At 73.1% G+C, this 25583-nt stretch carries 20 protein-coding genes and 1 tRNA gene; 12 read left to right on the top strand and 9 right to left on the bottom strand.

Annotated features, from left to right (window positions below; all coding sequences use genetic code 11):
• Positions 1–9: 9 nt before the first annotated feature.
• Positions 10–1407, bottom strand: coding sequence for a sensor histidine kinase (locus tag SPRI_RS23495; RefSeq protein ID WP_005317215.1), 1398 nt, complete (start codon positions 1405–1407; stop codon positions 10–12).
• Complete coding sequence (locus SPRI_RS23490; protein ID WP_199782719.1) at positions 1404–2102, bottom strand: response regulator transcription factor; 699 nt, start codon at positions 2100–2102, stop codon at positions 1404–1406. The genes SPRI_RS23495 and SPRI_RS23490 overlap by 4 nt, the downstream gene beginning before the upstream one ends.
• A gap of 69 nt (positions 2103–2171) precedes the next feature.
• Between SPRI_RS23490 and SPRI_RS23485 the strand changes: the two genes are divergently transcribed.
• Complete coding sequence (locus SPRI_RS23485) at positions 2172–2705, top strand: hypothetical protein (RefSeq protein ID WP_005317210.1); 534 nt, start codon at positions 2172–2174, stop codon at positions 2703–2705.
• Positions 2706–2726: 21 nt separating this feature from the next.
• On the opposite strand, the gene SPRI_RS23480 is transcribed toward SPRI_RS23485, so the two are convergent.
• On the bottom strand, positions 2727–3590 hold the full coding sequence (locus tag SPRI_RS23480) for a spermidine synthase (RefSeq protein WP_005317208.1): 864 nt from the start codon (positions 3588–3590) through the stop codon (positions 2727–2729).
• Positions 3591–3656: 66 nt separating this feature from the next.
• A complete protein-coding gene (locus SPRI_RS23475; RefSeq protein ID WP_005317205.1) occupies positions 3657–4106 on the bottom strand; it encodes a hypothetical protein in 450 nt (149 codons plus the stop codon).
• A gap of 240 nt (positions 4107–4346) precedes the next feature.
• On the opposite strand from SPRI_RS23475, the gene SPRI_RS23470 reads away from it, so the two are divergent.
• The gene (locus tag SPRI_RS23470; RefSeq protein ID WP_053557267.1) at positions 4347–5765 is read left to right on the top strand and encodes a hypothetical protein; all 1419 of its coding nucleotides are present in this window, start codon (positions 4347–4349) and stop codon (positions 5763–5765) included.
• Positions 5766–6243: 478 nt separating this feature from the next.
• On the opposite strand, the gene SPRI_RS23465 is transcribed toward SPRI_RS23470, so the two are convergent.
• Entirely contained in the window at positions 6244–6840 is a 597-nt protein-coding gene (locus SPRI_RS23465; RefSeq protein ID WP_005317200.1) for a histidine phosphatase family protein, read from the bottom strand.
• Between the two features lie 133 nt (positions 6841–6973).
• Between SPRI_RS23465 and SPRI_RS23460 the strand changes: the two genes are divergently transcribed.
• From SPRI_RS23460 to SPRI_RS23430, 7 genes are all read left to right on the top strand, one after another.
• A complete protein-coding gene (locus SPRI_RS23460) occupies positions 6974–7864 on the top strand; it encodes a phosphatase PAP2 family protein (protein WP_053557266.1) in 891 nt (296 codons plus the stop codon).
• Positions 7794–8960: a hypothetical protein gene (locus SPRI_RS23455; protein ID WP_107082443.1), complete on the top strand. Its 1167-nt coding sequence runs from the start codon at positions 7794–7796 to the stop codon at positions 8958–8960. The genes SPRI_RS23460 and SPRI_RS23455 overlap by 71 nt, the downstream gene beginning before the upstream one ends.
• Positions 8951–10549 (top strand): hypothetical protein, encoded by a 1599-nt coding sequence (locus tag SPRI_RS23450; RefSeq protein ID WP_053557264.1) that lies wholly within the window; start codon positions 8951–8953, stop codon positions 10547–10549. The genes SPRI_RS23455 and SPRI_RS23450 overlap by 10 nt, the downstream gene beginning before the upstream one ends.
• Positions 10550–10593: 44 nt before the next feature.
• Positions 10594–11922 carry an AAA domain-containing protein gene (locus tag SPRI_RS23445; protein ID WP_005317194.1) on the top strand — a complete coding sequence of 443 codons (1329 nt, stop codon included), beginning with the start codon at positions 10594–10596 and terminating at the stop codon, positions 11920–11922.
• A gap of 80 nt (positions 11923–12002) precedes the next feature.
• Positions 12003–12344, top strand: coding sequence for a hypothetical protein (locus SPRI_RS23440; RefSeq protein ID WP_005317193.1), 342 nt, complete (start codon positions 12003–12005; stop codon positions 12342–12344).
• Between the two features lie 171 nt (positions 12345–12515).
• Positions 12516–13133: a bifunctional DNA primase/polymerase gene (locus tag SPRI_RS36525; RefSeq protein WP_005317192.1), complete on the top strand. Its 618-nt coding sequence runs from the start codon at positions 12516–12518 to the stop codon at positions 13131–13133.
• Positions 13124–13197 (top strand) — tRNA-Lys (locus tag SPRI_RS23430). The genes SPRI_RS36525 and SPRI_RS23430 overlap by 10 nt, the downstream gene beginning before the upstream one ends.
• 86 nt (positions 13198–13283) lie before the next feature.
• Here the strand turns inward: SPRI_RS23430 and SPRI_RS23425 are convergent.
• Positions 13284–14462, bottom strand: a complete 1179-nt coding sequence (locus SPRI_RS23425) for a M6 family metalloprotease domain-containing protein (RefSeq protein WP_086025662.1) — start codon at positions 14460–14462, stop codon at positions 13284–13286.
• 478 nt (positions 14463–14940) lie between these two features.
• Here SPRI_RS23425 and SPRI_RS23420 point away from each other — a divergent pair, with 478 nt between their 5' ends.
• Positions 14941–16773, top strand: coding sequence for a putative bifunctional diguanylate cyclase/phosphodiesterase (locus tag SPRI_RS23420; RefSeq protein WP_005317188.1), 1833 nt, complete (start codon positions 14941–14943; stop codon positions 16771–16773).
• A gap of 112 nt (positions 16774–16885) precedes the next feature.
• On the opposite strand, the gene SPRI_RS23415 is transcribed toward SPRI_RS23420, so the two are convergent.
• The 3 genes from SPRI_RS23415 to SPRI_RS23405 form a co-directional block, all read right to left on the bottom strand.
• Positions 16886–18586, bottom strand: coding sequence for a glycosyl hydrolase family 18 protein (locus SPRI_RS23415; protein WP_037774583.1), 1701 nt, complete (start codon positions 18584–18586; stop codon positions 16886–16888).
• A 213-nt stretch (positions 18587–18799) separates the two neighbouring features.
• Positions 18800–19906, bottom strand: coding sequence for an LLM class flavin-dependent oxidoreductase (locus tag SPRI_RS23410; RefSeq protein ID WP_005317185.1), 1107 nt, complete (start codon positions 19904–19906; stop codon positions 18800–18802).
• Between the two features lie 103 nt (positions 19907–20009).
• Positions 20010–22454, bottom strand: coding sequence for a polysaccharide lyase 8 family protein (locus SPRI_RS23405; protein WP_053557263.1), 2445 nt, complete (start codon positions 22452–22454; stop codon positions 20010–20012).
• A gap of 202 nt (positions 22455–22656) precedes the next feature.
• On the opposite strand from SPRI_RS23405, the gene SPRI_RS23400 reads away from it, so the two are divergent.
• Both SPRI_RS23400 and SPRI_RS23395 read left to right on the top strand, forming a co-directional pair.
• A complete protein-coding gene (locus SPRI_RS23400) occupies positions 22657–23715 on the top strand; it encodes a LacI family DNA-binding transcriptional regulator (RefSeq protein ID WP_037774581.1) in 1059 nt (352 codons plus the stop codon).
• A 38-nt stretch (positions 23716–23753) separates the two neighbouring features.
• Positions 23754–25526: a glycoside hydrolase family 35 protein gene (locus SPRI_RS23395; RefSeq protein ID WP_005317181.1), complete on the top strand. Its 1773-nt coding sequence runs from the start codon at positions 23754–23756 to the stop codon at positions 25524–25526.
• Positions 25527–25583 lie beyond the last annotated feature (57 nt).

Here is a 25583-nt window from a genome sequence, read left to right as displayed (position 1 = left end):
GGCCGCGCGCTACCGCAGGGCGGCCTTGCGACGGCGCTGGACCCGTCCCCGGTGGCCGCCGCGGCGCCGGCCGCGGGCGGCCTCGCGGGGGTCGAGGCCGATCCATATCCGTACCTCCGTGCCACCGAGGACGGACCTGCCGATCCGTACGTCGCCGCCGGTGGACTCGGCGACCCTGCGCACGATGTCCAGGCCGAGCCCCGTCGAACCGTCCCTGGCCCCGCTGTTGCCCCGGGCCATGGCGGCCGCCGGGTCGGCGATGCCCGGACCGGCGTCCGAGACCAGCACGATGACCGCGTCGTCGCTGTTGTGCACGTCGACGGAGAAGGCGGTGCCCTCGGGGGTGTGGCGGAAGACATTGCCGAGCAACGCGTCGAGCGCGGCGGCCAGTTCGGGGCGTGCCACCGGGATGCGTACGGGCCGGTCCACTCCGGCGAGCCGCACCTTGCGGCCCTCGTCCTCCGCGAGCGCCGACCAGAATCCCATCCGTTCGCGGACCACCTCCGAGACGTCGCAGCCCGCGCCGGCGCCGGCGGCCGCGGTCTGGGGCTTCGCCTCGCGGGCGGTGCGGATGATGGTGTCGACCTCGCGTTCCAGCTGTGCGACGGCCGCCCGGGTCTGTTCGGCGGCCGTGCTCTCGCCCAGCGACGCGGCGTTCAGCCGCAGCACGGTCAGCGGGGTCCGCAGCCGGTGGGAGAGATCGGCGGCCAGCTCGCGTTCGTTGGCCAGGAGCTGGACGACCTGGTCGGCCATGGAGTTGAACGCGGCGGCCGCGGACCGCAGTTCGGGCGGCCCCTCTTCGGGGACCCGGGCCCCCAGCCGGCCCTCTCCCAGGTCGTGGGCGGCGCCCGCGAGCCGCTGCGCCGGCTGCACCATCCGGACGCCGAGCCGGTCGGCGACCGCGACGGAGCCGACGATCAGCGCGATGCCGACACCGGCGAGGACGAGCCAGGCGGTGTCCACACCGTTGGAGACCTCTCCCTCAGGGACGAAGATCTCGACGACGGCGATCTGCCCGGTCCCGATCGCGGTCGGTTGCAGCAGCGCGGAGCCGCCGGACACCTCGGTGATCGAGGCACGGCCGATCCGTTCGACGGTCGCCAGGTCCTTCTTCGCCGCCCGGCGCTTGCCTATCTCCAGCGGCAGACTGCCCGGTTCGCCGGACGCCGGGATGTGCACGGCCATCCGGCCGACGGCACCGGCCGGGGTGGACTCGACGGCCCGCTCCAGCGGGCGGCGTTCGGTGGTGACGGTCAGCGTGGGGCCGATCGTCGCGGCCTGCCGCTCGGCGTTGGAGAAGGCGCGGTCGCGGGCCATCTCCTTGATGACGATGCCCAGAGGCAGCGCGAAGGCGAGCACCACCATCACGGTGACGGCCAGCGAGACCTTGACGAGCGCCCATCTCATGGCCGGTGTCCGTTCGGCGGCTCGAGCTTCACTCCGACCCCGCGCAGCGTGTGCAGATAGCGCGGCCGCGCCGCCGTCTCGCCGAGTTTGCGGCGCAGCCAGCTCAGATGGACGTCGATGGTCTGGTCGTCGCCGTAGCTCTGCTGCCAGACCTCGGCCAGCAACTCCTTGCGGGGGACGACGACCCCGGGCCGGCCGGCGAGGAAGGCCAGCAGGTCGAACTCCCTGCGGGTGAGGTCGAGGCGGTCGCCGTCCAGTTCGGCCTGGCGGCGCAGCGGATCGATGGACAGTCCGCCGACCTGGATCACCCGCGGGGGCGGCGCCTCGCCCGCGGCCCGGGAACGGCGCAGCACGGCGGCCATCCTGGCCGACAGGTGCTCCACGGAGAACGGCTTGGTCAGATAGTCGTCGGCACCGTCGTTGAGCAGCCGCACGATCTCCGCCTCGTCGTCCCGCGCGGTCGCGATGATCACGGGCACGTCGGTGATGCCGCGGAGCATCTTCAGTGCCTCCGCGCCGTCCAGATCGGGCAGTCCGAGGTCGAGAATGACGACGTCGAACCGGAAATGGGCCACCTCGCGCAGCGCCTCGAGGGCCGTGCCGACGCTCCGTACCGTGTGGGAGGCCTCGGTCAAGTGCCTGATGAGGGCGGAGCGCACGAACTGGTCGTCCTCGACCACGAGCACACTTGCCATGGGCGGCACCGTACGCCATCCGGAGTACGCCGGTCCCGTTCGGGACAAGCCGGGGACGGGTGGTGCACTATGGCCCGGATGCATCGAGGACTCGTACATGTCATGGCGTGGTCGCTGTCCACCGGCGCGGCGGTGACGCTGTCGTGGTGGGGCGTCCACACGGTCATGGCCGGAACCGCGTACGACCGGCCGCGTGCTCTCCCGATCACCGCGCAGAACTCGACGGCGCAGGCCGCGACGCCGCAGGCGTCGTCGACGGCGCGTCCGCCGAGCCCGTCCCCCTCGCCGAGCAGGCGCCCGCCGACGACTCCTCCGCCCGCCTCGCCCACGAAGAAGGACCCGCCGCCGAACTCCCCCTCACCACCGCCCCCTTCGGATGCCGGAAATGTGAAGGGCTACAACGTCAAGGGCGGCCGGGTCGTCTTCGACATCGGTGACAGCGCGGCCGAGCTCGTCTCGGCGACCCCGGCGGCGGGCTGGCAGATGCAGGTCTGGACGCAGCCGACGTGGATCCGCGTGACGTTCACGCAGGACGGGCACGAGGTGTCGGTGTTCTGCACCTGGAACGGCCATCCTCCGATGGTGCAGTTCGACGAGCGCTGAGCATCCCGCCGAGGCGGGACGTCAGCGGAACACGGCGGGCGGCGGCACCGGCGACGGCTTGGCGCTCGCGTCGGTCACGGGTGCCGCCCCGCCGGTGAAGTCGGCCAGTGCCCGCCCGTGTTCGACCCGGCCGGCGAACGGGTCGCTCGCGACCCGGCGGGTGAACTCGGCGACCGGCAGCGGCACGTCCGAGGCGAGCAGTACGGCGTTGCCGAAGCGGCGCCCGCGCAGCACGGTCGGGTCCGCGGCGAGCGCGAGCTCGGGGAAGACGGCCGCGGCGGTGGCGATCTGGGCCCGCAGATGCGTGAGCGGCGGCCCGTCGGCGATGTTGGCGACGTAGCTGCCGCCGGGCCTCGTCACCCGGCGCACCTCTGCGAGGAACTCGGTGCTGGTCAGGTGCGCGGGGGTGCGCGCCCCGCTGAACACGTCCGCGATCACGACGTCCGCCCAGCCGTCGGGCACCTTCGCCAGACCGGCCCGCGCGTCGGTCGATCTGACACGTATCCGCGCGCCGGGATCCAAGGGCAGGTGCGCGCGGACGAGTTGGACGAGGGCCGCGTCCAGCTCGACGATCTGCTGGGTGGAGCGGGGCCGCGTGGCGGCGACGTACCGGGCGAGGGTGAACGCCCCGCCGCCGAGGTGCACGACCTGGAGGGGACGTCCGGCAGGTGCGGCGAGGTCCACGGCGTGGCCCAGCCGGCGCTGGTACTCGAAAGACAGATGGGCCGGGTCGTCGAGATCAACGTGCGACTGCGGCGCACCGTCGATGAGCAGCGTCCAGCCGCGCGGGCGTTCCCGGTCGGGTATCAGCTCCGCGAGTCCGCCGTCCACGGCCGCGACGACGGACTCCGGTCCACCGCCCCCACGCCGCTTGCTCTTCGCCACGCGTCCATTATCGCCCGGCCGCGGACCCGCCGCGTCCGGGCCTTCGCCGCCGGGAGCGGGTGGGTCTCAGCGGCAGTTGTCCGCCGCCTCGATCAGCCGGGCCGCCTCCCCCAGCGCCTCGCGCAGGACCACCGGGTCGGTCACCGTGTCCGCGTCGTCACCGGGCGGCAGCAGCCAGCCCGACCCGGTGACCGGTGACTCCGCCGGGATGCGCAGACCCCGGCCGGAGGTCTGGGTACAGGCGCTGCCCGGCATGTCCCAGGCGTCGGCCGTGCCGGGCGGGACGAGGAAACCGAGGGTGTCGCAGGCCCCGTCGTGGAGCACCGGTCCGACCGCGGGCGCGGCGGCGCGGCGCAGGATGTCCACCGCCTCGAGGCCCTGTCGGGCGGGCACGGTCACGAGGTCACAAGGCTCTGCCGGCCCGCCGGGCACCACCACGTCGCAGAGGGGCGGTGCACTGCCGTCAGGGGTGGGCCGGTGCCCGGCCGTGGTCGAGGGCGTCGCGCTGGTCTCCATGCCGACCTCCAACAAGGGGATCCCCTCCTCGCTCGAGTGGAGACACGTAAGGCGCCTCCGTACGGTTCAACGCCCGTACGCGTCAAGGGCTACGGCGGCACGCCGCCGCAAAGGATGGCAGTTCATGGCAGAACACCGGCGAGATGTCCCTTTTGTTGTCAAACTCTGTGTGAACGAGCTGTCACAGCAGGTACGTTCTTGCCCCGCCGGAACACGGCCGCACCAAGAGAGGCCTCGGCCATGGCGTCATCGTCAAAGGCATCACGGGCGGTTCCTGCCCCCGTACCCAACCTGGCTTTCCGCAGGCTGCGCGGACACCGCTCGCCGGGCGAGTTCGCGACGGCCGTACGGCGGGCCGCCCGCGAGATCGGCGAGCAGGTCTCCTGCGACGCGCGCTACATCGGCCGGGTCGAGTCCGGGGAGATCCGCTGCCCGAACTACGCCTACGAACGGGTGTTCCTGCACATGTTCCCCGGCCTGACGCTGACGGACCTCGGCTTCACCGCCAGGGAACAGGTGCGCGGGCGCGGCGCGGTCAACCGGGCCGCGCCCGCGTCACCGCCGCCGGGCCGGGCCGCGGACCCGGCCCTTCCGCACCACCACCCCTGCTGCCACCTCCCCTTCGGCAGCAGCGAAAGCGACAGCGACGAGGAGAGCGACGTGCTGCGTCGCGCATTCATGACGAGCGGTTCCGCCACGATGGCGGCCGCCTCCCTGGGGCTCGGCCCCGGATCCCTGCCCGACCCGCGGAGAGCCGGCGAGGCCGAGGTCAGCGCCGTCGAGGAGGCGGTACGCCGTATCCGGCTGCTCGACGACCGGCACGGCGCCGACGGTCTCTACCGCCGTGCCGCGCAGCCGCTGAGGGCCGCGTACGCACTGCTCGACGCCGGCACACCGGCCCGCAGGTCGACGGCGCAGCGGCTGCACACCGGCGCCGGTGAGCTCGCCATCTCGGTGGGCTGGCTCGCCCACGACTCCGGCCGCCTGGAGGACGCGCGCTCGCACTACGCGGAGGCCCTGGCGACCGCACGCGTGGCGGGCGACCCGGCGCTCGAGGCGCACGCGTTCTGCAACACGTCGTTCCTCGCCAGGGACGCGGGCCGGCACCGCGAGGCCGTGCGTACCGCACAGGCGGGCCAGCAGGCGGCCCGGGTGGTCGCCTCGCCACGGCTGCTGGCGCTGCTCGCGCTGCGGGAGGCGGGCGGCTGGGCGGGCCTCGGCGACCGCGCCGGCTGCGAACAGTCGCTGGCCAGGGCGCACGAGCACTTCGGGCGGGGCGCCTCGGACGCCGACCCCGAGTGGATGTCCTTCTTCGCCGAGCCCGAGCTGGAGGCGCTGCAGGCCCAGTGCTGGTCGGCCCTCGGCGAATGGGCACGCGCGGCCCGCCACGCCCGCCGCGCGGCGACCCTCCAGGACCGCCGCTTCACCCGCAACCTCGCGCTGTACCGCGCCGAACTGGCCGCGGACCTGGCCCGTGCGGGCGAGCCGGAGGAGGCGGCAGCGGCGGGCGAGCAGGTGCTCGAACTGCTGGGCGAGGTCCGGTCGTCCCGCATCCACGCGATGCTGGCGGACACGGCGGCGGTCCTTCTGCCGCACCGCCGCAAGCCGTCGGTGTCCACCTTCCTCCACCACCGCGAGACGGCGACGGGCCGCGCCTGACACGCCCACTTCCCGAACCGGTCATGCCCCGGGCCCCGTCCCGCCCCGCGGGCGGCGTACCGCGCTCCGCGCGGTGCCCTCAACCTCCCCTACGGCCTCGCGGCCGAGGAAGGTGCCCCCAGGCGGGCCGGAATTCGCTCCGCGACATCAGCCCCGCGGCGACTCCGGCCCCGCCAACGACAGAGGCGCGGGGGTCCTGCGGGATTCCCCGGGCACCGGCGGCCGTGGGGGCCCGCTTCCCGAGCCCGGTCCTGCCCGGGCCGTACGGCCTTCGGCCGTGCCCTCGGTCGCCGGGCGGGCCGAAAATGCCACTGCCGGCACTTCGGCCCGCCCGGCGCGGCCACCCCGGCCCCGCCGGCGATCGAGGCGCGTGGGTCCGGGGGCGGAGCCCTCGGAACATCGCGCGGAGCGCGGTGCCCGGTCCGGGAAGTGGGGCCCCACGGCCGCCGGGCCGTAGGAGCAGGGGACGAGCCCGCCCTCAGCCCTCCTGGTGCCCCGTGTCGTTCCACCGTTCGATCGCCGGCTTCCCGTACGCCCACCCCAGCACCGACAGGCTCGTCGGATCCAGCCGGATGCGCGCCCCGAAGGAGATGTGCTCGCCCAGCCACCGCGCCCCGATGGACCGCAGGATGTGGCCGTGGGCGAAGACCAGCACGTCGCGGTCGGCCGAGCGGGCCCATTCGACGACCTCGTCCGCGCGGGCGGACACGTCCGCGAGTGTCTCGCCTTCGGGGGCGCCGTCGCTCCACAGGAGCCAGCCGGGCCTGAGCTCCTGGATCTCGGCCGGCGTCAGGCCCTCGTACGCGCCGTAGTCCCACTCCATCAGCGGGTCCCAGGTCTGCGCGCGCTCCCCGAAGCCCGCGAGCGCGCACGTCTCACTCGCCCTGAGCAGCGGGCTGGTGCGGATCTCGACCCCTTCCAGCCCCGACCACGGCGCCCGGTGGAGCCGCTCGCCCAGCAGCTTGGCGCCGCGCCGGCCCTCCTCGAGCAGGGGGATGTCCGTCCTGCCGGTGTGCCTTCCGAGCAGCGACCATTCGGTCTGGCCGTGCCGGGCGAGCAGGATCCGCGGTGCCATGGGGAGCTCTCCTGAAGTTCACGATCGAATGTCGTTCCATCATCCCGCACCTGAACTTCAGGCAACCTCCGCAACGATCTCGGCGTCCCCCTTCCAGGACGAGTGATCCCGACCGGAGACGGAGATTGACCGGATGCCGCAGACCGCGCCTCGCCACCGGCCTCGCTGGTGGACCGAGCTGCTGCTGATCGCTGTCGTCTACGCGGCGTACTCGGCCGGTCGGCTCCTCGCACGCGGCGACGTCTCCACGGCCGTCGGCAACGGCCTTGCGATACTCCGGGCCGAGAAGGCACTCCTGCTCAACGCCGAGCATCCGCTGAATCGTCTCTTCACGGACATGCCGGCGCTCGGCATACCCGCCGATTTCGCCTACGCCTCGCTCCACTACCTGGCCACCCCCGCCGTTCTCGTGTGGCTCTTCCGCCGCCGTCCGCTCCACTACCGCGCGGCCCGCACCTGGCTGATGCTCTCGACGCTCCTCGGGCTGGCCGGTTTCACGCTGATGCCGACCTGCCCTCCCCGGCTGCTGGACGCCGGCCACGGGTTCGTGGACACCATGGCGCAGTACAGCTCGTACGGCTGGTGGGGCGCGGAGGCGAGCGCGCCGCGGGGCCTCGGCGGCATGACCAACCAGTACGCCGCGATGCCGAGCCTGCACGTCGGCTGGGCGCTGTGGGTCGGGGTGATGCTGTGGAAGCACGGCCGTACACCGCTGGTGCGGACGCTGGCCGTCGCCTATCCGCTGCTCACCACGGTCGTGGTGATGGGCACCGCGAACCACTACTTCCTCGACGCGGTCGCCGGCGCCGCCGTCATGTGCGCAGGCGCGCTGCTGACCGGGCCCGCGCTGCGTCTCGCCGACCGCACGCGCGCACGGTTCGCCGGCGGACCGCGCGCCACCGCGGCGGTCTCCGTCTCCCCCGTTGTCGGTGGCGGATGCGAGACTTCCGCGGGTGAGCGAATCCCTGGACAGCGGACCCCCTCCGCAGGCGCCGACGACAGCACTCCGGCAACGGCTCGCTGAGCTGCGGGGCCCTGCCGCGCAGCCCCATCCGCTGGACGCCCGCGCCCTCGCGGCCCTCGCCGCAAACCCCGGGTGCCGCCGCCGGGCGCTGCTGGACGGCGCCGGGGTGGACAAGGCGGCGCTCGCCTCCGCGCTGGGTGCTCCGGGGACGTTCGGGCAGTCGCAGTTCGCCTTCATGCGCGGGAACGCCTTCGAGGCGAAGGTGAAGGCCGACGGCGGCAAGGAACTGCTGCGCCTGCTGGGCCTCGACAACCCCGCCGGCGCCCTGGTGCCGGACCTCTCGGCGGCCGGCCCCGAGGGACGTGCCGCCCGTACGGCGCTGGCGCTGCGCGAGGCGACGGCCGCCGGGACGTGGACGCTCCTGGACCACCCGCTGCTCGCCCTGGACGTGGCGGGCTCGCCCGCGTATCTGGAGCCGGACGCGGTGGTCGTGCATCCCGACGGCCGGTGGACGGTCGTGGAGATCAAGTCGTTCCCGATGGTCGACGCGTCGGCGGACGCGTCGAAGGTGGGTGCGGCCGCCCGCCAGGCCGCGGTGTACGTCCTGGCGCTGGAGCGGGTCGCCGCCGTCACGGACGGCGCGCGGGTCGCGCACAGCATCCTGCTGGTCTGCCCGAAGGACTTCTCCAACCTGCCGACCGCGTCCGCCGTGGACGTGCGCAAGCAGCTGTCGGTGACCCGCCGCCAGCTGGCCAGGCTCACCCGCGTCGAGGACATCGCGGCCGGGCTCCCCGAGGGCGTCACGTTCGACCTCGAGGGCTGCTCCGCGGACGAGCTGACGGCGGCGGTCGAGTCCGTCCCGCACGCGTACGCGCCCGAGTGCCTCGCCGCCTGCGAGCTGGCCTTCCACTGCCGTGACCGGGCCAGGCAGGCCGGTGCGGTGGAGACGCTGGGCCGGTCGGTCCGCGGCGAGCTGGGCGGGCTGACGACGATCGGCGAGGTGCTGGCCGCGGCACGCGGCGAGGCCGGGGACCCGGCCGACCCGGCGGTGGCGGCGCTCCGGCGGGCGGCCGCGCTGCGGGCGGAGGCGCTGGCGGAGGCGGACCCGGCACAGCAGGGCGCGCCGGCGGGGCAGGAGGCCGGCGCATGTCGCTGATCGCCACCCTCGCCCGGCTGGAGGCGGTCGAGAAGGGCCGGGCCCAGCCGCTGGCGACGGTCCGCCACCGGCGGGTGGCCGAGCGCCCGCTGGTCTTCGTGCCGCTGACGACAGCCGGCGAGGCCGGGGCGCCGCTCGGCGCGCTGGTGGGGACGGATCCCGAGGAGCCCCGGCTGCTGGTCGTGGCGCAGCCGCGCGACCGCGACCTGCGTTCGGCGTTCCTGGCGGAGCTGGCCGACGTGGTCCTGCCGTATCTGGACGGCTTCGGGGACGAGGTGGAGCACGTCGAGCGCAAGGAGACCGACGCGGAGACCGGCAAGAAGGTCACCGTCGAGGTCGAACTGTGCGCGAACGCTCCGCAGTTGATCGTGCCGAGCCGGGCGGGCGTGGAGTTCGTGCGGCTGCTGGGGCGCTCGATGCGGTTCCGCCGCACGGCCGAGCAGGACCCGGACACGCCCTACCCGGCGCCGCCGCGTGTGCCGTTGCTGGGCCGTTGGCTCACCCACTACGGGGAGCGGGCCAGGGTCCCGGGTTCCTCGCTGCTGCTCGCCGCGACCGATCTGCTGAACCGTCACTGGGCGACCGGTCAGTCCTCGCTGGAGGACCAGCACCTGGGTGCGCTGCTCGCCTGGATCGAGGCGGGCGACGGGCCGGACGGCGAGTCGGGTGCCGAGGCCGCGCTGCGGGCCGAGCTCGGCCGCGACCGGGAGGGCATGCTGCTGTGCCCGCCGGCGGGTCCGGCGACCGACCCGGTCTTCGACAACAGGCTGCTGGCGCCCGCGATGGAGCGCTACGACAGGGCCCGGCAGCTGCTGGCCACGGCCGAGGACGGCGGCAGCGCCGACGAGCGGCTGGGCGAGCTGCACCGTGCGGAGCGGGAGATCCGGCGCCTGGTCGCGGACCAGATGCGGCCCACCTGGTCGGCCGTGTGGCGCACGGTCGAGCTGATGCGCGCAACTCCGGAGGGCTCCCGCGTCGAGGACCGCTGGACCCGTGACCGCTGGTCGTTCACCGCCCACCGCGACCGGGTCCGCGCCGGGGAGCCGCCCCAGCCCCGGCGCGACGACGCGGTGACCGCCGCGCGGAAGCTGGCCGCGCGGGAGACGGCGCAGGCGCAGCTGGAGGCTCAGGAGGCCCTGGACGATCCGCTGGTGCTGGCGGGCCGCCGGCTGGCGGGCGAGGCGTTCCTGTCGGAGGTGATCGACGTGGAGATGGCCTGGTCCGAGTCGAAGCGGCCGAGCCCCCGCCCGCTGGTGACCGTCCGCACGGACGACCGTCCGCACCTCGGCGAGCGCGTGAAGGTGTACCGCTCGCTGGAAGGAAGGCCCCAGACCGCCGAGTTCGTACGGTACGAGGGCGAGGGCACGCTGGTGCTGCGCGTGATGGACCGGATGGGCCGCGCCAAGGACCCCGCGGAGGGGTCGGTGCCGGTGAAGGGGGACCGTATCGCCTGGACCCTGTTCGAGCACGACCAGCGGGGCGGGCCGAAGCTGCCGGACCCGGAGGAGACGCCGTGGACGCACGGCGGGCCGCCGCGCACGGAAACGGCCGAGATCCCCGACCTCGTCACCCCGGAGGACCTCCTGTGACACCCCCTCCCCCGTCCCCTTCGGCCGCGGCACAGGTTCCCGCGGTGCCGTTCGATGCCGCCGTGGAGGCCGCGCTCGCCACGGACGGCATCCTCGCCGACACGCTCCACGGCTCCGCCAGGGGTGTCGTCGTGGACTCCCCGCCGGGTGCCGGCAAGTCGACCCTGGTGGTGCGGGCGGCTCTCGAACTGGCGGCCGCGGGGCGGCCCTTGATGGTCGTCGCGCAGACCAACGCGCAGGTGGACGACCTTGTGCTGCGGCTCGCGGAGAAGGAGCCGGGGCTCCCCGTCGGCCGTCTGCACTCGAACGACTCCGACCCGTACGACAAGGCCCTCGACGAGCTGGACAACGTCCGCAAGTCGGCGAAGGCGGGCGACCTGGCCGGTCTGGACGTCGTCATCTCCACGGCGGCCAAGTGGGCCCATGTGCAGGGCGTCGAGCCCTGGGGGCACGCCATCGTCGACGAGGCGTACCAGATGCGCTCCGACGCGCTGCTCGCCGTGGCCGGGCTCTTCGAGCGTGCGCTCTTCGTCGGCGACCCGGGCCAGCTGGACCCGTTCGCCGTCGTCGGTTCCGAGCAGTGGGCGGGGCTGTCGTACGACCCGTCCGCGAGCGCCGTGTCGACGCTCCTCGCGCACAACCCGGAGCTCCCGCAGCACCGGCTGCCGGTCTCCTGGCGGCTGCCGGCCTCCGCAGCGCCGCTGGTGTCCGACGCGTTCTATCCGTACACACCGTTCCGCAGCGGCACGGGCGACGGGGTCCGGCGGCTCTCCTTCGGCGTGCCCTCCGACGGGTCCGGGCCGGACCGGGTCCTCGACGAGGCGGCAGCCTCCGGCTGGGGACTGCTGGAGCTTCCCGCGCGTCACACGCCGCGCACCGACCCGGAGGCGGTACGGGCCGTGGCGCTGGTGGTCCGCCGGCTGCTGGACCGCGGCGGCGCCGCGGTCTCCGAGCGGTCCGAGGAGCCGGTGCCGCTCACCGCGGACCGGATCGCCGTGGGCACGGCCCACCGCGACCAGGCCGCGGCGGTGCGCGCGGCACTGGCGGATCTCGGTGTCACCGGCGTCACGGTCGACACCGCGAACCGCCTTCAGGGCCGTGAGTACGACGTGACCGTCGTGCTCCACCCCCTGTCGGGCCGGCCGGACGCGACGGCGTTCCACCTGGAGACCGGCCGCCTGTGCGTGCTCGCTTCCCGGCACCGGCACGCCTGCATCGTGGTGTGCCGTGCCGGTGTGGGCGAACTGCTCGACGAGCACCCGTCCACGGAGCCGGTCCAGCTGGGTGTGACCGTGAAGTTCCCGGACGGCTGGGAGGCGAATCACGCGGTGCTGGCACATCTGGCCGAACACCGGGTGCACTGGCGGCCCTGATTGGCCTGAGGCCCTCTTGCGCGGCGCGGGACAATGGATGGCGGTCCGGGGCGCGGGCCGTGACGAGGAGGAGTACGGACATGGCGGAACCGGAGCGGACGACCGAGCGCAGGATGCGGCCGGCCCCGCTGCTCTTCGAGCCGTCGGAGGCTGCCGCCGATCCCGAGCACTTCTTCGACCTGGAGTCGATGGAGGACCCGCGCGAGCTGCTGGCCCGTGCGACGGAGCTGGCACTCGCCTTCCGGGCGGCGACGGACCGGGCGGTGGAGTTCCAGGCCGTCGCGGCCGCCCAGCTGGCGGATCCCCGGCGCTTCGACCGGCTGACGCCCGCGGACATCGCGGAGCGGGCGGGCTGGACCGAGGACTATGCCCGCAAGATGATCGACTTCGGCGACGAGCTCCTCCGCGGCGCGGTCACCTAGGGTCCCCGCAGGGCCGGGGCGCGGAGCCACCACTACGGGGAGTGGGGGCGAGGCGCCCGTCAACATCACCTCGCATATGCCGACGGCGCAAGATACTCCCCTCCGCCCCGTCCTGTCCTTGTTTCTGCCAACCCGGTGAAATTGCAGTGTCACCGGCGGTAAGCATGAAGCATGACCGCATGGCTGCGAGACCCATCCCTGCTGACGCACGTCGCCGTCGACGAAGAGGACCGCGCGGCGGCCCGTGTGACACCCCCCGGTGCCGGCTGGCTCGCCTCGGCGGAGACGTACCCGCGGTCGGCGCTCGCCCAGTGGGAGGCGCGGCCGACCGCCCCCGCCGTACTGCCCTGCGGCTCGGTCTTCGACGTGGTCACGGTGCCCTCGATCTTCGGCCGGCGGATGCTGGACCGGCTGTGGGCGGAGGGCCCCGGTTCGGGGCCCGTGGCGGTGCACCGTGGCCGGATGATGCTGTTCGCCGCGCCCGGCACGGCCCAGCGGCTGCCCTCGCTGCTCGACTGGGAGGAGTGGGGTGATTCCGTACCGCCCCTGCTGTGCCACGGCACGGGCGACGCCGTCACCGTCCCGCCGCTGATCCCCGGGAACACCGCCTCGGAACCGCGCTGGGTGGTCGCCCCGGACACCCGCCGGCCCTGGCTCCCGGGCCCGGAGGTCCTGCTGTGGGCGTGCGTGCGGGCGGTCCGCGCGAAGGCCTCCGCGGGGGTGCGGGTATCGATTTTTCCTCGCGCCGATCAGGATGCTAATGTCTACGACGTCAGCAGGCGCCGCTAGCTCAGTTGGTTAGAGCAGCTGACTCTTAATCAGCGGGTCCGGGGTTCGAGTCCCTGGCGGCGCACAGACGGAAGAAGGTCCCTCGCGGAAGCGGGGGGCCTTCTTCGTGTCCGGACACATGCCCTGATACGCGTCCGGACATGGTCGGCGCTAGGCGGTGGTGATCTTCACCGTCCACGCCCCTGACCGGGTCCGTTCGGCGACCTCCACCCGCGCCCGCCCGCCCGGCGGCCCCGGCATGGTGAAGGTCTCCCCCACCCCCAGCGGCGCGTCCGCGAGCGGCGGATAGACCGACTCCTCCCAGCACGCCTCCGTCTCGGGGTGGGTGTCGACGACCTCGACGGGCCCGGCGCCCGACGCCGTCTCGGCCCGTACCCGGTAGAGCAGGATGCCCTCCGTGCAGGTGTAGGAGTCGTTGCCGGTGGCGCCGCGGGCCTCGATCGCGAGCGCGCTGTCGGGTCCGGTGCGGACGACCGCCAGCCGGGTGCCGATACTCCCGCCGCCGACGGGCGCGGCCGCCACCGGCTCGAGGGTCACCATGCCGCCGCCGCGTTCCGCGGAGACGCACCGCACCTCCTGCCTGCTCAGCCAGCCGAGCTTCCACTTGTGCCAGCCGAAGAGGTCGGGGGCGAGTCCGAACTGGCTGCCCATGACGTCCCAGTCCCCGACATGGGTGTCCCAGTCGCCGTTGCCGTCGACCGGCCGGTGGTAGAGGTCGGGCAGGTCGAAGACATGGCCGGTCTCGTGGGCGAGCACGTTGCGGTCCGGCGGGTGGCGCTCGAAGACGGTGACCACCCGCCGGATGTCGGTGCCGTCGGCGCTCAGCGGCCGGTCGAAGTTGACGACCTTGGTCGCGTCGGAGTCGACGCCTGGTGCGTCGGGGTCGGCGACCAGGTAGACGATGTCGTACTCGGAGAAGTCGACCTCGCGGTCTGCCACGTCGATCGCGTCCCGCAGGTAGGCGGCGCGCTTCTCGGGATCCCAGTCGCGCTGTATCCCGTAGGCGACGGAGGGCCTCGGCATCCGCAGCCACTCGTTCAGCGGCTCGGCGCGCAGCGAGAACTTCCCGTACGAGGCGCGCCGGAAGAAGTCGCTGGTGGCGGGGAAGTGGTCGGCGGCGAGCTCGTGGGGGGCGTTCAGCGGCTCGGAGTCCGGGAACGAGAGGAAGATCATCACCGCGTCGAGGCCGGTGGCCGGTTTGGTGTAGGCGGCGTTCCAGGTGTCGAGTCCCAGCGAGTGGTGGGCCGCCGTCCGGGGCAGCGCACAGGGCCCGCCCACCGTGTCGGCGACGGCCGGGCCGGCCACGAGCGAGGTGGCCGCGAACGCCATGAGCGACGTGAGCGCGGCGGCGGCGCTCCGCAGTCGCACCCTTTCCACTCTCCCGGGTGTTCCCTCGGGCGACTGCTGACCCTCCACGTGGACCTCCGGCTGCGGAATGCAGGTTGCGTGATCCACCCTGTGATGTTTTCTGATGGTTCGCTCTGTTCCGGTGCCCCACTCGGGTGACCGACCTCACACCGGTCCGATACCGCTCCGAGACCCGGCGACACTCCGATGGCTCACGGAAAGTCACATTCGGTCAGGGGCCGCCAGAGCCCGGTCCGGACCCGCGCAGAAACGATCGGCCGTTCCCTCTGGAGGCCCTGTCGCATGATGGTCACGCTGGAAGGGCCGCCTCGGCTGCCTCTATGATCGGCACACTTTCCCCGAGTTCTTGCTGGATTTCTTCGCCGACTGCCTTGGCGGGCCGTCCCCCGACCACATTTGTACGACCCTGTACGACACAACTGCACTGCGGGAGTGAGCGGTGAGCGGAACCTCCGAAGGACAAGGGCCCGCGGGCGTCGCAGTCCCCGGAAGCATCCGACCCTCGGTCACGGAGCGTCACAACTTCGGCCGGACAGCGTCCGAACTGCGCGACTACCGGGCCGCCTTCAACGCGGCACAACTGGCCATGGCCGTCGTCGACCACCGGGGCCTGGTGATCAGCGCCAACGAGGCGCTCGCCGCACTGCTGGGCACCCGGCCCACGGAGCTGCGCGACCGGTACGCGGCCGACCTCATCGACCTGGCCTCCGACGCCCGCACCTGGCACGCGTACCGCGAGGTGCTGCGCGGCCGCCGCTCGCGGTTCCGCTGCACACGCCGCCTCAAGCACCCGGACGGACGTGCGCTGTGGGCAGAGGTGACCGTCTCCCCCGTGCCCGAGAGCGGCACCGTGCTGCTGTCCGTCGCGGACATCAGCGACCGGCGCGAACTGCGGGCGAGATTGCGGCACCTCCAGATGCACGACCCGGTGACCCGGCTGCCGAACCGGACGCTGTTCTTCGAGCGGCTGACCGCCGCGCTGGAGTCCTCCCCCTACGACCAGGGCTCCACCGGCCGGATCGGCCTGTGCTACCTCGACCTCGACGGGTTCAAGGCCGTCAACGACACGCTCGGACACCGCGTCGGCGACCGGCTGCTCGCCGCCGTCGCCACCCGGCTGGCCGAGTGCGCGGACGCGGGCGGGCCCGGGCACGGCGGCGGTCATCTGGTCGCCAGGCTCGGCGGTGACGAGTTCGCGATCCTCGTCGAGGACTCCACCGGCACGGAGCAGCTCGCCGACCTCGCCAGGTCCGTACTGGCCGCGCTCCAGGAGCCCTTCGACCTGGCGGGGCAGCGGCTGTCGGTGTCCGCGTCGATCGGTGTGGTGGAGCGGGCGGTGTCGGGGACGAGCGCGACCGGCCTGATGCAGGCCGCGGACACGACGTTGTACTGGGCGAAGGAGGACGGCAAGTCCCGCTGGACGCTCTTCGACCCGGAGCGCAACGCGCACCGGATGACCCGGCAGGCGCTCTCCTCGATGCTGCGTCCGGCCGTCGAACGCGGGGAGTTCACCCTCGAGTACCAGCCGCTGGTGGGCATGGCGGACGGAGTGACGCGGGGTGTGGAGGCGCTGGTGCGCTGGAACCACCCGCAGTTCGGCACGCTCACGCCGAATCGGTTCGTCGCCATCGCGGAGGAGGACGGCTCGATCGTGCAGCTCGGGCAGTGGGTGCTGCGCACGGCGTGCCGGCAGGCGAGGCAGTGGCAGCTCGACCACCCGGACGTCCCACCGCTGTTCGTCAGCGTCAACGTCGCCGTGCGGCAGGTCTGGGACTCCGACCTGGTCGCCGATGTCGCCGAGATCCTCGCGGAGACGGGCCTGCCCGCGCATCTGCTGCAGCTGGAGCTCACCGAGTCCGCGGTGATGGGCTCGGCGGGGCGGCCGCTCCAGGCGCTCCAGGCGCTGAGCGACATGGGAGTCCACATCGCCATCGACGACTTCGGCACCGGCTACTCCAACCTCGCGTACCTGAGCCGGCTGCCGGTATCCGTACTGAAGCTCGACGGAACGTTTGTCCGCGGCTTCCAGGACGAGGCCCACGCCAATCCGGCCGACGAGACGATCGTCCAGGCCCTGGTGGAACTGGCCCACCGGCTGGGCCTGACGGTCACCGCGGAGTGTGTGGAGACCTCGGGCCAGGCCTCCCGTCTGCGCCGGATCGGCTGCGACACCGGCCAGGGCTGGCTCTACTCGCGCGCGGTCGGCCCGGACCGCATCGCGGAGATGCTGGGCGCGGGGCCCCGCCCCCAGGCCGCGGCGGCGTCCGGCTGACGACAGCTTCCCCGTCGCTCGCGGCGGCCGGGGTGCCTTTCACGGAAAAGGGGATCCCCCACGGCCCGCCGGGGCCGTGGGGGATCAGACGCACGATGGGAGGACGGCTTCGTCAGCAGGCGCCGAGGTCCTGCCAGACTCCCCACTCGCCGGTGGTGCCGGGCTCCTCGCCCTGTGTCCACCACTTGGCCTTCCAGAGACGGCCCTTGTGCGAGGCCTCGCCGCCGTTGTTGTAGACGGCGGTGGAGGTCCAGGCCGCGGCGGTGCAACCGGGCTGGGGTTCGGTCGGCGTGGGGGTGGGGGTCGGCTCGGTCGGCGTCGGCGTCGGCTCGGTGGGCGTCGGCGTGGGCTCCGGGTCCGTCGGGGACGAGCCGACCGCGGTCACGATCTGGTGGAACAGGGTCGCCTGGGCGTCCAGCCCGAGCAGCGAGTACATCATCGCCCCGCCGAGACCCCTCTCGTGGGCGTAGTCCGCCCGTGCCTGGATCGCCCGCCGGTCGAGGCCGGTGAAGAACTCGCCGTCCTTGTAGAAGTACGCGGCCTTCGCCTCGTCGTCCCAGAAGGTGGTCGCCGGATTGTCGACGATGCCGCCGAGTTCCTTGTAGTGCGCGATGCCCGCCTGCTGGCTGACGGGGCGGGCGGCCGACGCGCCGGTGGCGCTGCCGCCGAGGCCGTTGCGGGTGCCCGCCGGGACGCCCTTCCAGCCGCGGTAGTAGAACTCGTACCCGAGCGTGAGCTTGCCGGCCGGGAAGCCGCCGGCGATGCCGTAGGCGCTGTTGCCGTCGAGCCACGCGTCGATGGCGTTGTCGATCGAGTACTTCTGGGTGCCCGGCTTGACGGGGTCGGTCGGGTCGGACGCCGGGGAGTACAGCGGCGACTGGTGGTACGCGGGGCCGTCGCCGTCCCAGGCGCCGTGCATGTCGTACGTCATGATGTTCGCGTAGTCGAGGTACGCGCCGATCTTGTCGGTCTCGATGTGCCTGATCTTGTCCTGGCCGGCCGGGAGCGCGGCCGTCAGCAGGTACTTCTTGCCGCCGTGCGCGGCTCCGTACGCGTCGAGCTGCTTGCGGAACTCGGCCAGCAGCAGCGTGAAGTTCTGCTTGTCCTCGGGGCCGTAGTGATTGCCGAGGTGGCCGTCGGGCGAGCCCGGGTACTCCCAGTCGATGTCGATGCCGTCGAAGATGCCGGCGGCGGTGCCGGGGCCGCCGTACCCGCCCTCGACGGGCAGGTCTCCGGCGATGTACTGCTTGACGCACGAGGCGACGAACTTCTTGCGGCTCGCGTCCGTCTTGGCCGCGTCATGGAAGTACTTGGAGTAGGTCCAGCCGCCCAGCGAAATGTTGATCTTCAGATGCGGGTGCTTGGCCTTCAGCTCCTTGAACTGGTTGAAGACACCCACGATCGGCTGGTTCCAGGTGTCGGCCACACCGTCCACGCTGTCGGCCGCCGAGAAGGAGCGCTGGTAGTCGGCGTACGAATCGCCCGCGCCGTCACCGGCGTTGGGGTTGGCGTCGTCACCGGCGGCCTTGTTGGCCTCGAAGCAGGTCAGTTCGGTGGGGTGGATGTTGCCGAACGAGTAGTTGATGACGTCGAGCTTGTCCGCGATGCCCCGGGTGTCGAGGTGCTTGGGGTAGAAGGCGTTGCCGTACACGCTCCACTGGTCGTAGTAGGCGATCTTGACGCCACCGGTCGACGCGGCCGCCGGGGCCGTGTCGGCGGCCTGGGCGGAACCGGGGCCGACGACGGCCGCCAGCGCTCCGGCGGCGAGTGCCGCGCTGGTGAGCGCTGCGAGCAAGGGTCTGCGGACGTGCACGTGCGGCCTCCGAGGGGGGTGCGTGGTACGGGAGTTGCAGCAGTGATAGCCGCAGCCGGAAGCCCACGTCAATGGTCTGCACCAAATGAGGACTAGACCAATTTGAGCCAGAAAGCACTTGTCAGAGACCTGCACCCGTTGCGAAAAACCGCTCGCCACCCAAGGTGACGAGCGGTTTAAGGCCTCGTTAATGAGCCACTGCCGAACGGCTCATTAACGAACCGGCGCGGCCGGAAGTCCGTACGCGTCGGCGATGAGTTCGTAGCTGCGCAGCCGTGCGTCGCCGCCGTGCGCGTTGGCCGTGATCATCAACTCGTCGGCGCCGGTGCGCTTCTGGAGGTCGTCGAGTCCGGCGCGGACGGCGTCCGGCGTGCCGTGCACCACGTTGCGCAGCCAGCTCTCCGCGACCTCGCGCTCCATCGGGCCGAAGTCGTACGCCTCCGCCTCCTCCGGCGTCGGGATCAGACCCGGCCGGCCCGTGCGCAGCCGCACCATGGACAGCGCGCCGGTGAGCACCTGCCGCCGCGCCTCCTTCTCGTCCTCGGCGGCGAGCGCGGAGACGCCGATCAGGGCGTACGGGGCGTCGAGCACCGCGGACGGCCGGAAGGACTCGCGGTAGAGGTCCAGTGCCGGGACGGTGTTCTGCGCCGAGAAGTGGTGCGCGAAGGCGAACGGGAGCCCGAGCACACCGGCGAGCCGTGCGCTGAAGCCGGAGGAACCGAGCAGCCACAGGGGCGGACGGGCCGGCGACTGGACACCGCCGGGCGCGGTGGCCTGCACCGGGCCGGGGACCGCGTGGATGCGGGCGTACGGGTGCCCGTCGGGGAAGTCGTCGTCGAGGAAGCGGGTCAGCTCGGCGAGCTGCTGCGGGAAGTCGTCCGCCCCTTCGTTCAGCCGGTCGGTGCGGCGCAGGGCCGCCGCCGTGGCGCCGTCGGTTCCGGGGGCCCGGCCGAGACCGAGGTCGATCCGGCCGGGAGCGAGCGCCTCGAGGGTGCCGAACTGCTCCGCGATCACCAGCGGGGCGTGGTTGGGCAGCATCACACCGCCGGAGCCGAGGCGGATGCGCTCGGTGTGGGCGGCGAGGTGGGCTAGGATCACGGCCGGGGACGAGGAGGCGACGCCGGGCATGGAGTGGTGCTCCGCGACCCAGTGCCGGTGGTAGCCGCGGCTCTCCGCGAGCCGCGCCAGGTCCACGCTGGTGCGCAGCGCGTCGGTGGCGGTGCGCCCGCTGCCGACGGTGACGAGGTCGAGCACGGACAGCGGTACGGGGGCGGTCCCCGCCGCCGTACCTCGGATCTCGTCCACTGCGTCTGCGTTCACCGCTGGGCCCTCCTGCGTCTGTCGTACATAGCCTCGACAGCCAACAGGAGGGCGTCTCCGGTTATTCCCGCCGCCCCTCGGAGGTCCGCGTCCCGGGACCCCCTCAGGCCGTCCGGACCACCGCCTTGTGCACGGCGCCCAGCGTGCCGGGAGTGATCCGCAGCTTCAAGGACGAGCCGGTGGCGAGCACCTGCACGGAGCTGTCCTGCGAGGCCACGGAGGAGACCGGACGGTTCCAGGTCAGGTCGATCACGGCGCCGTCCCGCAGCGGGCCGCTGACGCAGACCGTCGCGGTGCCGGCCCCGCTCTCGCGGATCATCACGGAGGCCGGCGCGCTCGCGGTCAGCGGCCCGACCGTGCCGCCGAACCAGAAGTTCACCCCGGTGAAGCCCACCGAGGGGACGTGCACCCCCTGGTGGTCGGCGGTGTTCGCGAGGACGGTGAGCCAGCCGGCGTCGGCGGCGCGGGCGGAGGTCTGCGCCTCGCTCGCACCGGGCATCAGGACGTAGGCGTACGTCGCCCACGTCGGGTCGGTGCCGTGGTCGAACCACAGCGTCAGATAGCGGCGGGTGACCGGGTCCGCCACGGCGCCCTTGTTGATGTCCGACCAGGCGCCGGTGCGGGACTCGCGCAGGGCCTTCACGGTGGCGCCGCCCGGGAAGACGTACCCGGCGTGGCCCGCGAGGTGGGCCCAGCGGGCCCCGGTCAGGGTGGCGCTCCAGCCGGGCGTGGTGGGCCGGGGGGTGCCGTCGACCGTGAAGCGGTGGACGCCGTCCGCGCCGAGGTTGCGGTTCTCGACGACGGACTCGACGCCCGTGCCGTCCCTGCCGTGGATGCCCGCGCCGAGACAGACGACCGCGTCGTCGAGGAAGAACCAGGACTTCTTGGCGAGGAGGGTGGAGGACAGCCCTTTGAGGTACTGGCCGACCGCCGCGTACGTCCCGTCGCTCGCCCCGCCGACCCAGCGGACATCGGGCCGGGCCGCTCCCCAGGTGCCTCCTTCACCGTCCGCCAGCGGCTTGCGGGAGGCGGTGGTGCCCGGCAGCCGGTAGGGGTCGACCGTGGGCCAGAAGTCGTCCGAGTACTGGCCGTTGGCGAAGGCGTCGCCCCACCAGTAGAGCATCCCGGAACCGCTGTGCCAGGCCCGGAGGTTCTCGCCGTTGCCGTTCTCGTAGTACGTGATCCGGCCGGAGGCCATGGAGAGCGCGGCGGCCCAGCCGGGGCGGCGGTGCACCGCCCGGTCCATGCCGGCGAAGAGCCGGTGGCCGACCGGCTCCGGGACCGGCGCCGCCGGACCGTCGGCGACCGCCTTCAGCCGGGACAGCTGCGCCACGCCCAGCGCCGGGCTGGTCAGGACCGGGCGGTAGTAGTCGCGGTCGATCCAGCCCTTGACCATCGAGTCCCAGCGGGCCTTCTCTGCGGCGGAGGCGCTGCGCGCGAGCAGCGCGATGCAGGCGATGATCGAGTGGCCGCGCTGGTGGTCGTCCTGGTGGAGGGCGGTGGTGTCCGCCTTCTGCACGCCCCGGCTGACGGCCCGCCCCGAGACGCCGTCCATGGCGAGCCCGTTGAAGAGGAAGGGCGCGTACGCCTTCTCGACCGAGTCGAAGACGATCTGCCGGCCGGCGTCGGTGACCTCCCAGGCCGATCCCTGGAGCAGGGCGAACATGAGGGAGAGGCCGCCGAGCATCACGGCGCCGTACGACCCCGCGTAGGGGACGTAGGTGTGCTGGATGAAGCTGCCGTCGGCGTAGAGGCCGTCGCCCGAGGTGACGTAGGGGAAGACCGGTGAGAGCGCGTCGCGTGCGAGGGCGAGCTTGGCGGAGTTCTCTCCGATCACCCCGCGCAGGGCGAGGACGCGGCACAGGTCGACGCGGTTGGCCCCGGTGGAGGTGCCGGTGTACTGCGCCACGACGCTGTCCGGCACGAAACGGTCGACGGCCGCGCAGTGTGCGGCGAGCCGGGCGGCGCCGAGGTGGTCGTGCAGGAGGACGTCGATGTCGAGCAGCGCCTGCGGGATGCCGATCTGCCAGTTGTACCAGTTGCCGTAGCGGACGCCGTTCGCGTGGTACGCCTCGTCGTGCAGGTGGTCGAGGCCGGCGAGGATGTCGGCGAGCAGGCCGGCGTCGCCGGTCAGGCCGGTGCCCGGCCTGCTGTGGGCCTCGGCGAGGGTACGCAGCCTGTTGAAGCTGATGCCGAGATTGCCGGAGTAGGTGTACGACTCGGCGTCGGTGTCCGGTTCCGGGTCGGCGTACGGGAGTTCGGGCCAGAGCGACCCGCTCGCGGGCGACATCGTCGAGCGGAGGGCGGCGGCCGTGCGGCCGAGGGCGGCGAGTTTGGAGGCGTACGGTTCCGCCGTGGGGCTGAAACCGGTGCCGAGGATCAGGTCGCGCCAGGTGAGGCGGAGTGTGCCGTAGGCGTCGGCAGCGTGCGCTGCGGGGGCCGCGGCCGTGGCGAGCGGGCCGCCCGCGGCGGCGGCCAGCGCGGCGACCGAGGCCGCGCGCAGCACGGCGCGGCGGGACAGGAAGGCGGCGGGGACGGTGGAGGACATGGCGGAGGAACCTCCGGGGGCCGGGGGGCGTCGTGGGCCTCGGAGCCCACGCTCGGTTGAGCGGTTTCTCTCATGGGCCCGAACAACGCGTCAATGAATCGCGCATTCTCTGCTCGAATTGATTGTTCGAGCAGAAACGTGCACAGTCGATCAGAGGGCGGCTACACTGCAGCTCAGCCCGACGGAAGGGGAACCGGAGCAGATGCACGCCGAAGAGAGGCATCAGGCGATACTCCGCAGGCTGCGCGAGCACGGCTCGCTGCGCGTCACCGAGTTCGCCGAGGAGTTGCAGGTCTCGCCCGTCACGGTCCGCCGCGACGTGGAGGCCCTCGCCGAACGCGGTCTCGTGGCACGGGTGCACGGCGGGGCGGTCCTGCCGGAGACCCGTACCCGGACCACGGGCGGTGAGCCGCGGCCCCGACCCCACGGCGAGGAGCCGGTCCTCGGACTGATCGTGCCGGCCGCCGACTACTACTTCCCCGAGGTCATCAAGGGCGCCCGGGAGGCGGCCGCGGAGCACGGCGTCCGGCTGGTGCTCGGCATCTCCCAGTACAGCTCCGACGAGGAACGGGCGCAGGCACGCCAGATGCTCGCCGACGGCATCGACGGGCTGCTGATCACCCCGTGCAGCTTCGCCGTCGCCCAGCCGTGGCTCGCCGAACTTCCCGTACCGCACGTGCTGGTGGAGCGCCGCCCCGGGGACGACGCCTCCGACGCCGAGCGCGTGGTCACCGACCACGTCCACGGCGCGCGGCTCGCGGTGCAGCATCTGGCCGGCACCGGCCACCGGCGCATCGGCCTGATGCTCCGCGACGACAGTCCGCACGGCGAACCGGTGCTGGAGGGCTACCGCGGCGGTCTCGCGGCGGCCGGCCTCGACGCACCCGGCGCCGGACCGTTCCGGCTGCCGCCGCCGGCCGGTGAGGCGGCCGAACGGGAACGGCTGCTGGCGGACTTCACCACCGCGGTCACCGACGGGCTGCTGGACGCCGCGCTGATCCACAACGACCACGACGCCATCGTCGTGCTCCAGCGCCTGCGGGCGCGCGGCATCGACGTGCCCGGTGACGTCGCGATCGTCGCCTACGACGACGAGGTCGCCTCCCTCGCCGACATCCCGCTCACCGCGATCGCCCCGCCCAAGCACGCCGTCGGGGCGGCCGCCGTCGAACTGCTCGCCCGCCGCCTCGCCGATCCGGGCAGAGCCAGACACCGGCTGGCGATCCTGCCGGAGCTGCACGTCCGCTCCTCCAGCGTCTGATCGACCGGTCACCACCACGTTCCGACGGAGAGACCCTCATGTTCCGTGTTTCCACCGAGGGTTTCTCCCTCGACGGCCGCCCCCTGCGCCTGCTGTCCGGCGCGCTCCACTACTTCCGGGTGCTGCCCGAGCAGTGGCCGCACCGGCTGCGCATGCTGCGCGCGATGGGCCTCGACACCGTGGAGACGTACGTACCGTGGAACCTCCACGAACCACGCCCCGGTGAGTACGACTTCGACGGCATCGCCGACCTCGACCGCTTCCTGCACGCGACCCGCGAGGCCGGGCTGCACGCGATCGTCCGGCCCTCGCCGTACATCTGTGCCGAGTGGGAGAACGGCGGACTGCCCTGGTGGCTGCTCGCCGACCCGGAGGTTGGGGCCCTGCGCTGTCAGGACCCGGCCTATCTCGCGCACGTGGACCGCTGGTTCGACCGGCTGATCCCCGTCGTCGCCGCCCACCAGGTGAGCCGCGGCGGGAACGTGCTCATGGTGCAGGTCGAGAACGAGTACGGCTCCTACGGCACGGACACGGGATACCTCGAGCACCTGGCGGCCGGGCTGCGGGCACGCGGCATCGACGTGCCGCTGTTCACCTCCGACGGCCCGGACGACTTCTTCCTGACGGGCGGCGCCCTCCCCGGGCACCTGGCCACGGTCAACTTCGGCAGCCGCCCCAAGGAGGCCCTCGCCGACCTGGCGCGGCTGCGCCCGGACGATCCCGCGATGTGCATGGAGTTCTGGTGCGGCTGGTTCGACCACTGGGGCACCGACCACGTCGTACGCGACCCCGCCGACGCCGCGGGCGTCCTGGAAGAACTGCTGGCGGCCGGGGCCTCGGTCAACGTCTACATGGCGCACGGCGGGACCAACTTCTCCACCTGGGCCGGCGCCAACACCGAGGACCCCGCGGCCGGTACGGGCTACCGGCCCACCGTGACCTCGTACGACTACGACGCTCCCGTCGACGAGCGGGGAGCCGCGACCGAGAAGTTCTGGGCGTTCCGCGAGGTGCTGGAGCGGTACGCGGACGGGCCGCTGCCCGCCCCCGCGCCGCCGGCGCCGCTGCTGCCGGCCGGTGAGGTGGCGCTCGAGGAGTCCGTCCGCCTCTTCGACGTGCTGGACCTGCTGGCGGGGCCCGAGGTGCGGGCCGCCGAGCCGCCGTCGTTCGAGGAACTGGGCATCGGCCACGGTCTGGTGCTGTACGGCAGCCGCATACCGGGGCCGCGCGGCCCCTATCCGCTCTCGGTGCAGGGGCTCGCCGACCGGGCGCACGTGTTCGTGGACGGCCGGGCGGCCGGCGTGCTGGAACGGGACGCGGCCGAGTCGCTACCCGGCATCGCCGTCGGCGGGCCGCACGCACGGGTGGAGCTGCTCGTCGAGTCGATGGGCCGGGTCAACTACGGGACGGCCCTCGGTGACCGCAAGGGCGTCGCCCGGGTGCTGCACACCCAGCAGATGCTGCACGGCTGGTCGGCGCGGGCCGTGGAGCTCGGCCACGGGACGCCGGACGGCCTGCCGTGGGGGACGGCGGGCTCAGGCCCCGGCCCGGTCTTCCACCGGGGGTTCCTTGACGTCGCCGAGCCGGCCGACACCTTCCTGGCCCTGCCCGGCCTGCGCAAGGGCTACGTCTGGGTCAACGGCTTCTGCCTGGGGCGCTACTGGGAGCGGGGCCCGCAGCGGACGCTCTACGCGCCGTGGCCGCTGCTGCGGCAGGGCCGCAACGAGATCGCCGTCCTGGAGCTGGACGGGCCGCTGCCCGAGGACCGCCGCCCGGCCGTGGAGCTGCGCGAGGCGCCCGACCTGGGCTGAGCCGGTAGGGCGGACCGTCGGACCGGCCGAGGCTCCCGGGAGGCCCGGGCGGGCCGA

It is taken from the genome of Streptomyces pristinaespiralis (genome assembly GCF_001278075.1).
Classification (GTDB): domain Bacteria; phylum Actinomycetota; class Actinomycetes; order Streptomycetales; family Streptomycetaceae; genus Streptomyces; species Streptomyces pristinaespiralis.
This window is presented reverse-complemented; position numbering and strand designations above follow the sequence as displayed.

Excerpts from the sequence above, each read along its gene's own strand:
- SPRI_RS23425 (WP_086025662.1), bottom strand. The coding sequence starts at position 14,462 with ATGGCGTTCGCGGCCACCTCGCTCGTGGCCGGCCCGGCCGTCGCCGAC.
- SPRI_RS23460 (WP_053557266.1), top strand. The coding sequence starts at position 6,974 with ATGCCGCAGACCGCGCCTCGCCACCGGCCTCGCTGGTGGACCGAGCTG.
- SPRI_RS23475 (WP_005317205.1), bottom strand. The coding sequence starts at position 4,106 with ATGGAGACCAGCGCGACGCCCTCGACCACGGCCGGGCACCGGCCCACC.
- SPRI_RS23495 (WP_005317215.1), bottom strand. The coding sequence starts at position 1,407 with ATGAGATGGGCGCTCGTCAAGGTCTCGCTGGCCGTCACCGTGATGGTG.
- SPRI_RS23450 (WP_053557264.1), top strand. The coding sequence starts at position 8,951 with ATGTCGCTGATCGCCACCCTCGCCCGGCTGGAGGCGGTCGAGAAGGGC.
- SPRI_RS23490 (WP_199782719.1), bottom strand. The coding sequence starts at position 2,102 with ATGGCAAGTGTGCTCGTGGTCGAGGACGACCAGTTCGTGCGCTCCGCC.
- SPRI_RS23465 (WP_005317200.1), bottom strand. The coding sequence starts at position 6,840 with ATGGCACCGCGGATCCTGCTCGCCCGGCACGGCCAGACCGAATGGTCG.
- SPRI_RS23485 (WP_005317210.1), top strand. The coding sequence starts at position 2,172 with ATGGCCCGGATGCATCGAGGACTCGTACATGTCATGGCGTGGTCGCTG.
- SPRI_RS23440 (WP_005317193.1), top strand. The coding sequence starts at position 12,003 with ATGGCGGAACCGGAGCGGACGACCGAGCGCAGGATGCGGCCGGCCCCG.
- SPRI_RS23470 (WP_053557267.1), top strand. The coding sequence starts at position 4,347 with ATGGCGTCATCGTCAAAGGCATCACGGGCGGTTCCTGCCCCCGTACCC.
- SPRI_RS36525 (WP_005317192.1), top strand. The coding sequence starts at position 12,516 with ATGACCGCATGGCTGCGAGACCCATCCCTGCTGACGCACGTCGCCGTC.
- SPRI_RS23405 (WP_053557263.1), bottom strand. The coding sequence starts at position 22,454 with ATGTCCTCCACCGTCCCCGCCGCCTTCCTGTCCCGCCGCGCCGTGCTG.
- SPRI_RS23400 (WP_037774581.1), top strand. The coding sequence starts at position 22,657 with ATGCACGCCGAAGAGAGGCATCAGGCGATACTCCGCAGGCTGCGCGAG.
- SPRI_RS23395 (WP_005317181.1), top strand. The coding sequence starts at position 23,754 with ATGTTCCGTGTTTCCACCGAGGGTTTCTCCCTCGACGGCCGCCCCCTG.